The 9,359-nt window shown below is 61.6% G+C and carries 10 protein-coding genes; 5 read left to right on the top strand and 5 right to left on the bottom strand.

Annotation, left to right across the window (positions count from 1 at the left end):
* Together M3498_04415 and M3498_04420 are read left to right on the top strand one after the other, a co-directional pair.
* Positions 1-227 (top strand): hypothetical protein (locus tag M3498_04415; GenBank protein ID MDQ3458540.1); only part of this gene is annotated, 227 nt, incomplete at its 5' end.
* Entirely contained in the window at positions 215-499 is a 285-nt protein-coding gene (locus M3498_04420) for a hypothetical protein (GenBank protein MDQ3458541.1), read from the top strand. The genes M3498_04415 and M3498_04420, both read left to right, overlap by 13 nt.
* Positions 500-606: 107 nt before the next feature.
* On the opposite strand, the gene M3498_04425 is transcribed toward M3498_04420, so the two are convergent.
* From M3498_04425 to M3498_04440, 4 genes are all read right to left on the bottom strand, one after another.
* A complete protein-coding gene (locus M3498_04425) occupies positions 607-3,435 on the bottom strand; it encodes a hypothetical protein (protein ID MDQ3458542.1) in 2,829 nt (942 codons plus the stop codon).
* Between the two features lie 158 nt (positions 3,436-3,593).
* Complete coding sequence (locus M3498_04430) at positions 3,594-3,920, bottom strand: NAD-dependent epimerase/dehydratase family protein (protein ID MDQ3458543.1); 327 nt, start codon at positions 3,918-3,920, stop codon at positions 3,594-3,596.
* 140 nt (positions 3,921-4,060) lie between these two features.
* On the bottom strand, positions 4,061-4,531 hold the full coding sequence (locus M3498_04435; protein ID MDQ3458544.1) for an RES family NAD+ phosphorylase: 471 nt from the start codon (positions 4,529-4,531) through the stop codon (positions 4,061-4,063).
* A complete protein-coding gene (locus M3498_04440) occupies positions 4,528-4,998 on the bottom strand; it encodes a DUF2384 domain-containing protein (GenBank protein MDQ3458545.1) in 471 nt (156 codons plus the stop codon). The genes M3498_04435 and M3498_04440 overlap by 4 nt, the downstream gene beginning before the upstream one ends.
* A 709-nt stretch (positions 4,999-5,707) precedes the next feature.
* Here M3498_04440 and M3498_04445 point away from each other — a divergent pair.
* Together M3498_04445 and M3498_04450 are read left to right on the top strand one after the other, a co-directional pair.
* The gene (locus M3498_04445; GenBank protein MDQ3458546.1) at positions 5,708-7,537 is read left to right on the top strand and encodes a glycoside hydrolase family 15 protein; all 1,830 of its coding nucleotides are present in this window, start codon (positions 5,708-5,710) and stop codon (positions 7,535-7,537) included.
* 117 nt (positions 7,538-7,654) lie between these two features.
* Positions 7,655-7,843 carry a hypothetical protein gene (locus M3498_04450; GenBank protein MDQ3458547.1) on the top strand — a complete coding sequence of 63 codons (189 nt, stop codon included), beginning with the start codon at positions 7,655-7,657 and terminating at the stop codon, positions 7,841-7,843.
* 6 nt (positions 7,844-7,849) lie between these two features.
* Here M3498_04450 and M3498_04455 read toward each other — a convergent pair whose 3' ends face one another.
* The gene (locus M3498_04455; protein MDQ3458548.1) at positions 7,850-8,341 is read right to left on the bottom strand and encodes a transcriptional repressor; all 492 of its coding nucleotides are present in this window, start codon (positions 8,339-8,341) and stop codon (positions 7,850-7,852) included.
* A 434-nt stretch (positions 8,342-8,775) separates the two neighbouring features.
* Here M3498_04455 and M3498_04460 point away from each other — a divergent pair, with 434 nt between their 5' ends.
* The gene (locus M3498_04460) at positions 8,776-9,174 is read left to right on the top strand and encodes a DUF4397 domain-containing protein (protein ID MDQ3458549.1); all 399 of its coding nucleotides are present in this window, start codon (positions 8,776-8,778) and stop codon (positions 9,172-9,174) included.
* The last annotated feature ends 185 nt before the right edge of the window (positions 9,175-9,359 follow it).

Here is a 9,359-nt window from a genome sequence, read left to right on the forward strand (position 1 = left end):
ACCGCGACAGTTGCTTCATTCTAGCCACCAATGAACTTGACGAAGACGCCCTTCCCGATCATGAGGTGCTGGCTGGCTACCAAGGCCAAGCCTCTGCAGAGCGTGGATTCCGCTTCCTGAAAGACCCGATACCCGCGTTGCCGGGCACTTTGTTCTTAGCAAGCACCCTGTTCCTAAAGAAGATCGAACGCAGCACTTGTGCCCCGAATGGGGTATGGCGCTCTTGATGATAATGACGGTATGCCTGCTAGTCTATGCGGCGCTAGAGCACCGCATCCGCAAAACCCTGAAGCAGCATGATGCGCGTGTTCCTGACCAGAAGGGAAAAGCTACACAAAGACCAACTGCCAGATGGGTGTTCGAGTTGTTCTTGGATGTTCACCTGCTGACCATCACGATTGCCGCCGACATGCCACAGACGCTCGTGCTTAACCTCCTGGAGGAGCTCCGAACGCTTCTTGTACTATTAGGGGAGCCTTATGAAAGGCTTTATTCCTGAAAATGTCAGAAGAGGGGCGGAATGTCGGGTAACAGCCTCTTGGAGAGCAATCAGCATAACCAGCACACGGCGAGGTAATTCAGCTTGCCCCACCCTGCGATCAATGCTCATCGTGCGTCGTAAGTCACGGAGACTTTTTTCTCCGTTGTTTGCGCTGGTGAAACCGTCAATCCCAAACGGGGGAAATTCAGCACGTCGGCTATGGGCTTCCATCCACCCTCACCCGCGCGCTCCTTCACCCGAAGTTTTATCTGTGGGTTCGGCAGGTAGTAACCCGTTGCGACTCGCTGCCACAATTTACGGGCTGGCCGGTACGAACTATCGACTTCGGCTCGAGCCAAGACGTGATTGAAGTACGTGCGCTTACGCCGCTCCTCGCGTACCACGCTCTCAGGAAGATGTTTCAGGTTGCGCGTTAGGTGGTCGACAAAAAAGCCCTTGCGTCGGCGGTAGAGGCCAGCTTCGTCGCTGACGCTCGAGAACAGGGTCTTGAGGCCGGCGAGCATAGCCATCAGCACGAAAAACTCGCCCATATGCGTGTCGAGCTTGACGAGCCGCCCGTCCACTTGCACGTCGAGCGAGGTGAGGGCTACCCGCTCGTAAATCGGCCCGAACGTGCCGGCAGCGTAGTCCGCGTCGACGAAGGCGCGGTTGAGCGCGATCATGCCGGCGTTGTGACCGTAGTGGTCGACGGCTTCGGGGTTCGCGCCGCGCGCGAGCAGGTCCTCGACGAGGGGCAGGTTGCCGGCCAAGGCCGCGAGCATCAGGGGAGTGGCGTCGACGGGGCTGCGGAAGTCCACGCCGTAGGCGTCACAGTCCCACTGGACCTGCCGGGTGTTGCTTTGCGTGTAATTCGTGAGGTTTCTGTCCAGCACGGGTTTGCGCAGGCTGCGCCGCTGTGCTGGGCTGGCGCTCAAAAACGCCTTGGCGGGCGCGAAATTGACGGCCGCCAGGCGCCACAGCACGTGCTCCTGCTGGTGCCAGAGGGCATAATCGAAGAGGCTTTTCTGGGCTTTGCTCGAGGGGCCCGTGGGGTCGAGCGCTTTGGCCTCGAGCTGTTTGACGGTAGCATCGTCCCAGACCACCCAAGGGACCTTTTTGACGTTGAGGATCGAGCGGCGGATCGCGTCGGCCTGTTCAAACTTGCCTTGCTTTTCGAGTTTGGCGGCTTCGCGCTCCCAGTCCGCGCGGCTCGACTTCGAGGTCTCGAGGTGAAGCCGCTCACCGCCCGCTTGCACGCCCAGGAGTCCCAGGAGCGGATGCTGAGTGTCGGACTCTATCAGGATGACGTGCTTCGTGGCGCGTGTGAGGGCGACGTAAAGGGCGTTGACGTAAAACTTGTAGATCTCCAGGGACTTGTCGGTTTTGTCCTTGGCGCGGCTGTAGGCGAGGCTGTCGGCTTGCAGGTCGCTCGGACTCACACCCTCGCAGATGTCCGTAAAGGTGGCGCGGTTGCCCGACACGAGGTTGAAGAGGACGACGGTAGGGTACTCCAGACCCTTGGCCTCGTGGACGCTGAACAGCAGGGGCGTCCGAAAGGCTTTTCGGGCGGCCGCTTTGTCTTCGTCACGCAAGACGAGCACCGCGACCTCGGTGGACGCTCGGGTTTTGTCGTCGAGCTCGCGTTTGACGCTGTCCTTGTCCGGCATGACCTCGACCGCGCCGGCCCTTGAGCTCACGGGGTCGACCAGGAAATTGCTCTCGCGGTCTATTGAGCCGAAGCGCGCGTGTTTGACCTTGAGCAGGGCGTTCGCGACGCGGGTCACGTCCTTAGCATTCCTGAAGTTCATGCGCAAGACCGACAGGGTCTGCCTCTGGGCAAGCGCGGGGTCTTGCCAGAAGAGGCTTTTGACGGCCGACCACGAGAAGAAGTTCGGGTGGACTATTTGGTTGGCGTCCCCGCAAAGGAGGAATTGCCCTGGGTTTTTTAGGGTGCGGAGGATAAGCGCGAGCTGGACGTTGGTGAGGTCTTGGACCTCGTCGATGACGATGAAGTCGTAAAAGGGCTCGGCCAAGGGCTGCCACTCAAAGGAAACCAGGTTGACGTCGAATAAGCCTTCGCCCTGAAGCCAAGCACAGTATTTCTCGAAGAGGCCGTAAACGACCTCGCGTTCCGTGGCGCCGTAAATGGATTGGCGCACGCCCAGCGCCAGGTAAGCGTCTTTGCTCAAGCAGCCTTCCGCACGGCTGCTCAAGACGCCGCGGAACTCCTCGTAGAGCTGGTGGGCGTCCGTGAAGCGAGCTTGCTGGCGGTGACGTTCGAACCACCTCTTGAAAGCCGAAAAGCTGACTTCGCGGCCCTCGGGGACGCGCAGGGTCTCCAAAAACTCGCGGTACGACAAGAAAAAGGGTTCCTGTTCGGGGTTTTCAAAGCCATGCGCGAAGTAGGTGTCGCGCGCGCTCTGCGCCAGGTACGCCGACTGCGTGATGTAGAGAACCTGGCCGCTTTGCTGCCGCAGTTTCTCGAGCGTGAGGGCCGTTTTGCCGCTGCCCGCCGAGCCCACCACGATGAGCGGCGGCGGGCGCGAATACACGGCGTCTTGCGCGTCATCAAAGGAGATGACCTTATCGAGCAAATGGAAGTGGTTGCGGGTGGGATTCAGGTAAGGGACGGGCGTGGCTTCCTGGCGCGCCTCCTCGGGGCTGGCGTCCTCGACATTGCCGTCGTCTACTTGCGCGCCGCGCAAGAAGCGTGACTTGTCGTAGCGGTGGTTGCGGATGACCTCGAGCACGAGGCACACGGCTTCTCCCTCATACTGCGCGAAGTCGAGAAGCAAGCGGTTGCTGGCGTCGAGTTTCGCGCGGTAGTAGCGGCTGGAGGTCAACTTTTTGATATCGGCGCTGCGAAAGTCGTCGCGCTCGATGGCCTGGCGAACTTTGGTGAACTGCTTGGCGACCGCGGTGGTGTCGAGGCCCACGTAATTCAAGACTTTCATGCCCTTAGTGTACCCGATAGTGTACCCGACATGACCGCTCGCCTCTGGCTCGCGTAGGCTTTAGCCCGCGATACCTGTGTGAGGCTCATTTCGGCCGGCGTGGCCCTTGGCGCAGCAGGCTCGTAAGAGGTTTGAGGTTTCGAGCCGATACCAGCGGTTTACGGCCGCGCGGACTCCTGAGCGGCAATAATCTCGTCCATGAGCTTGTCGAGATCTTGGTTGACCAGCTGCCGCGCGGGGTCGGCTTCGACGTGCTGGGGGGTAAAGGCGACCCAGTCGACCACCGCGTCGAACGTCATCTCTCCCAAGGCCTTGGTGGCTGAGGCCCGGTCGCGGATGTCGCCCTGGAGGAGGCGCACGCCAGCCGGCACCGGCCTGGTGCTCTGGCCGCGGTTCAGCAGGTAGAGCTCGAGGCCCTGGTTGACCGCCAGTTCCGAGCAGGCCGAACTGATGATGCCGCTGCCGCCGATGAACAAGACCTTCATCGCCACGCTTCTTTCGGGTTAGGCATGAGCACCTCTATCGGTTAGAGAAACCCATTCTACTTCCAAGAGCGAGGTGGACTGGGCCGGTGCGCATCGACACGAAAGCAGGACCTGCAACCCTGCGAGAGAGCTGCTGGCATTCAAGACGAATTCGGCCGTAACCGCTCGTCGAACACAAAAGCCTGCGCGTCCTTAATTTCAACACGTTGCATGTCGGGGTGGCTGGGGTTCAGGATAACGTTGTACTCTAAGGGCACCACGGCACTGGGAACACGCAGAGCCAAACTGGCTTGCGTATCGAACCACTCGTCGCCAAGCCTCTGAGTAAGGGTGTAGTCGTGGGGTGCCGCCCAGCCCTTAGGAAGCGCATCCTTACTTAGTTCAAGCACCGACTCGTCAGGAATATCGACTGGAATGATAACGTAGCTTTCCTCGAGGACCTCACCAGACTGATCGTGAACAAGAACCTCTAGGGCGGCGATGGCGGGCGTGCCGCCAAGGTAAACAACACTACGACCGGCGGAATTCCACCGGCCGCCGGCAATCCGTGCCCCAAACCCTTCGAAGGCAGCCTCGGCGTATTTTCGTTTCGTGATACGCCACGCCCTCACCCAAAGACTCCGTGCTCGATCCGGATAAGGAGATTCTCGACCTCCTTCGCGCCGATCTCCGTTCGGGCTGCAGCGAGAGGTATTCCACCACCTAGAGCGAGCTTGGAGGTGGTGAGCCAGTGCCGGGCGGCCGCTTCACTCTCGAGCACGTCGACAGCTTTGCTGTAGAGGTTGAGGTAGCGCCAGAGACGGTCGCTCTCAATGGGCTTGAAGGACCCTTCACTCTTCCTGCGGTGCAGGGTGCTGAGGCTGATGCCCAGATGGTCGGCGAGGACGCTTTGGGGAACATTGAGATGCTCGTGTAGCCGCTGAAACACCCCGTAAGGGAAACCGTCACGAATAGCGTCGCTCAGAGGACGCTGTGTAGTATCGAAGCCAAGGAGCTGGGGTGTCAGCGAGGGCGTATCTTCACCACGGTCCTTGCTTGTGGGTGTCCAGGTCTTGTAGGGTTTCGTAGTGACTGCCACAACCTTCTCCTTCCCATTTAACGTTCTGATTATATCATTTGACGGTTCAGTTGCCTATTTGAAAGCTGCACAAGCACGATACCGATCATTTGCCTTGTGAAGAGCACGGAAGCCTCCGGGCGACGATTTGAGGCAGGCTACTGAGAGCCTCTCCCCTGTTCCTTCCCACTCGCCTCCTGCCAGGCCACCTCGCTGTAGACTTTGACAGGACCCACCACCAGGAGGGGCTCGAGCCTAACCTTGTCGCTTCTTTCCGCCTGACTTTGGCCGCAAAGCCGCGTTCCCCTACTTTCTGACGGCCTTGTTTGGTACAAAGTCAAGGTGTGGGCGGACAAGGATCGAGCAGGATTGAGGTTTGGACAGGGTTGACGGTCAGGGTTGACGGTCAGGCTTGGCGGGCAAGCTTAAGTGGAGTTGCCCTTGGGTTTCGCCGGGCTGGCGCCGATGGGCCTGAGCATTAGATGGGCCTGAGCATTAATCGTCCTGGGCATTATCGGCGCCGTCTGGGCCTCGGTGTGCCGGGACTGGCCGCGTCGGCTACTCGGCTACAGCAGTTGAGCGGTCGCTGGCCCAGGCCCGCTCGAGAACGGCTCCTCTGCGCCGCAAGGTCCGCCGCCCAGCAGCCCATCACGCGAGACAGGTATATCGCACGAGACAGGCACATTACGCGAGGCCAGCGCCCGGCTGCGGCGCGGCCCCCGGGGGAAACGTGACGCCACCGAAACATCGTCCGACACAGCAACAACCCATCGAAAACTACGGGGTCATCGGTGACCTTCATACCATCGCGCTGGTGGGCAGGAACGGCTCCATCGACTTCATGGCTTTTCCTACCTTCGACTCGCCGACCGTCTTCGCGGCGCTGCTGGATATGGACCGTGGCGGGCGCTTTTGCATCGCGCCGACCCTCGACCAGCTGCGCGAAAGGCAACTCTATTTGCCCGACACCAACGTCTTGCTCACGCGTTTCATGGCTGGCGAGGGCATGGCGGAAATCTCCGACTTTATGCCGGTCGAGGAGGTGGGCCACGCCCACAACCTGGTGCGGCAGGTCAAGACGATCCGCGGTGAGGTCACCTTCCGCGTCCACTGCGAGCCGCGCTTCGACTACGCGAGGGCCCGGCACAGCGTCACCGCAAACGAGCGCGAGGTCATCTTCGAGTCGGAGGCGAGTGGCTTGGCCCTGCGCCTCAGAACGCCCGTGGCCCTAAAGGTAGAAGACGGCGCGGCGGTCGGCGAGTTCACGCTTCGCGCGGGTGAGGTCGCCTGTTTCGTTCTGGAAGAGGCCAAGCCCGGCCAGGAATCGCCGACCGCCGCCGAGGACTACGTCGCCCAGGCTTTGGAGCAGACCATCCTCTTCTGGCGGCGCTGGCAAGACAGGTCCACCTACCGCGGCCGCTGGCGCGAGATGGTCGGCCGCTCCGCCCTGGTCCTCAAGCTGATGGTCTACAAGCCCTATGGCTCGCTCGTCGCCGCGCCCACCTTTGGCCTGCCCGAGGAACTGGGCGGCGGGCGCAACTGGGACTACCGCTACACCTGGATTCGCGACGCCTCCTTTACGCTTTACGCGCTCATCCGCCTGGGCTATACCGAGGAGGCCGCCGAGTTCATGCGCTTTATCGAGGCGCGCTGCCAGGAGCTGAACGAGGGCAGCCCCTTGCAGATCATGTACGGCATCGACGGCCGGCACGACCTTACCGAAACGACCCTGGACCACCTCCGCGGCTATCACCAGTCCGCGCCGGTGCGCATCGGCAACGGCGCTTTCGACCAGCTCCAGCTCGATATCTACGGCGAGCTCATGGACTCGGTCTATCTCTACGACAAGTACGGCGAGCCCATCCACCATGACCTCTGGAACAACCTGGTGCGGCTGCTCGACTGGCTCGTGGACAACTGGCAACGCAAGTGCAAGGGCATCTGGGAGGTGCGCGGCGACGAGCAGCACTTTCTCTTTTCGCGGCTGATGTGCTGGGTTGCCGTCGACCGCGGCATCCGCCTAGCCACCAAGCGCTCCTTGCCCGCCCCGCTGGGGCGCTGGGAGAGGGTCCGCACGGCCATCTATCACGACATCTTCAGCAAGTTCTGGGACGAAGAGCGCCAGACTTTCGTCCAGCACTTGGGCTCTGGAAGCGTCGACGCCGCCACCTTGCTCATGCCGCTGGTCAAGTTCATCAGCCCGACCGACCCGCGCTGGCTTTCGACCCTGCAAGCCATCGAGAAGGATCTGGTCGTGGACGCTCTCGTCTATCGCTACAACGTCGGCGAGGCCGCCCATGACGGGCTGGACGGCGGCGAAGGCACCTTCACGATGTGTTCGTTCTGGTACGCCGAAGCGGCGGCGCGCGCGGGCGAGCTGGACAAGGCGCGAACCGTTTTCGAAAAGATGCTCGGCTACGCCAACCATCTGGGCCTCTATTCCGAGATGCTGGGCCCGCACGGCGAGCACCTGGGCAATTTCCCGCAGGCCTTTACCCATCTCGGGCTCATCAGCGCCGCCTTCGACCTCGACCGGAGGCTGGACCGGCAACGACGGTGACCGCTCGAGCTTCCGATCCCTCGGTTATCGGCTCCGGCTAAGATCGCGGTTGCGCCCTCCTCGCCGAAGGCGTGCTCCCCTCCTTTCTGAACGCCCCCGATGCCGCAGAGTTAGGCTATGGACGATCTGCAATCCATACTCGGCATCATCGGCCTCCTGCTCATGCTGCTTGGCATCGCCGGCGTGGTGGTCTGGGTGGTTTCGACGGTGCGTCGGGACTATCCGCGGCTAGGTCCCATCTCCTTTGCGCTTGCCGCCGTCGGCCTGATCATCTGGCTCGTCGGCGGCTACATGGGCGGCCGCTAAAGCGCTTCAGCCGGACGGCTCAGCCAGGGCGACACCGGGGCGGGGCGACACCGGGGCAGGGCGACACTGGGGGCAGTAGCCGTGAAAGTCGAGTTTGGGCTCATCGACCTGCCAACCCGACAGCCTCTCGGCCGAGTGCCTGAGCAGCGCGGCCGGCGGTTGGCCCTCGAGGGTTTCCAGCGGCAGGTCCAAGATGGCGCCGCAGTCCTTGCAGATGAGGTGGTAGTGGGGCGCGACGTTGCTGTCGTAGAGCGCCTCGCCGTGTAAGCCGTCGAACTCGCGGATGAGGCCGACGCTCCGCAGCACGCTCAGGTTGAGATAGACCGTCGACAGGCTGATGTTCTCGCCGCGCTCGCGCAGGGCCGCGTAGAGGAGTTCGGCGCTCACATGGCTGTCTTGCTCGCCGAAAAAGCCGAGGATGGCCGCCCTCGGCCTGCTGAACCTGAGGCCGTGCCTCTGCAGGATGTCGCGGCTGCCTTTGTCTCGCGCTTGCGCCAATGTCTCATTCCTCGCGTGCCGCTCGAGCGGCGTCTTTGCCTCTAAGGATAGCACGAACGGCTATTTGGCGAGAAACGGCGCGAACAAAGGCGGCCTTCATGGCCGCTCGGCGGTCGCCTGGCGCCACGGTGTCTGGGGTGCGGCTTGAAGGGACTGTAGCTTGGCTTGAGGAAACGAGTCCCATTCTTTATTTACCCTCGAGAGACAAAAGGAGTACAACATGAGAAAGTCAATAAGAAAATCGTGGTGTGTCACGCTTGCCTTGCTGGTCTGGTTTGGGATGTTCGGCCAGGCGGTGCAGCCGCAGACAGTACAGCCACAGACGGTCCCTCAGCAACCCGTTGACCCGCGCCTGACCGACCCGCGCTTTGGAGCGCCCCGCTGGGTCGCGCCGGGTTGGGCCGACCCACGCTTTTTTCGAGTTCGAAATGGCGATGGTGCGAGTAGCACACCTCTCCCCCAACGCCCCGACGGTGGACCTCAACTTGGCGTGGATCGAGGACATCGCCGCGCCGCTAGGGACCGAAACCGATCAGGCTCAGGCCTTCGAGGAAGCCCAGGCCGAGCTGAGCGGGCTCGAGTACGGTCAGGTCACCGACTACGTGGTGGTGCCCGCCGGCAGACACACCCTGTTCGTCAGCGACCCCCAAGACGAGCTCGCGACCCTCTACCAGAGGGAGATCGATTTTGCCGCGGGCGCCTACTATACCGTGGCGGCGGTGGGCTTCATCCTGGGCACCGACGAGGAGATCGACGCGCAGTTGCGCGCGGAACAAGAGGCCCAGCAAGAGGGCTTCTTCACTCACCTTACGCACGAGGGGCAGAAACACTAGGATAGGAAGATGAATCGAGAACTGCTAGAGGTCTATAGTGACTATACCCGTTTCACAGGGCACTTTCTCATCAGCTCGTTCAGCTACACCACAGCGACAGGATTGTCAGGGATGCTGGAGGGGTCGATAAGTCACGACAAGGTCACGAGGTTCTTGAGCAGTGAGAGCTTTGACGCCAAGGCGCT

It is taken from the genome of Deinococcota bacterium (genome assembly GCA_030858465.1).
GTDB lineage: Bacteria > Deinococcota > Deinococci > Deinococcales > Trueperaceae > JALZLY01.

What these genes read in the sequence shown, in the direction of transcription:
- M3498_04420 (MDQ3458541.1), top strand. Translation starts at nt 215, where the DNA reads ATGGCGCTCTTGATGATAATGACGGTATGCCTGCTAGTCTATGCGGCG.
- M3498_04425 (MDQ3458542.1), bottom strand. Translation starts at nt 3,435, where the DNA reads ATGAAAGTCTTGAATTACGTGGGCCTCGACACCACCGCGGTCGCCAAG.
- M3498_04430 (MDQ3458543.1), bottom strand. Translation starts at nt 3,920, where the DNA reads ATGAAGGTCTTGTTCATCGGCGGCAGCGGCATCATCAGTTCGGCCTGC.
- M3498_04450 (MDQ3458547.1), top strand. Translation starts at nt 7,655, where the DNA reads ATGGACGATCTGCAATCCATACTCGGCATCATCGGCCTCCTGCTCATG.
- M3498_04460 (MDQ3458549.1), top strand. Translation starts at nt 8,776, where the DNA reads ATGGTGCGAGTAGCACACCTCTCCCCCAACGCCCCGACGGTGGACCTC.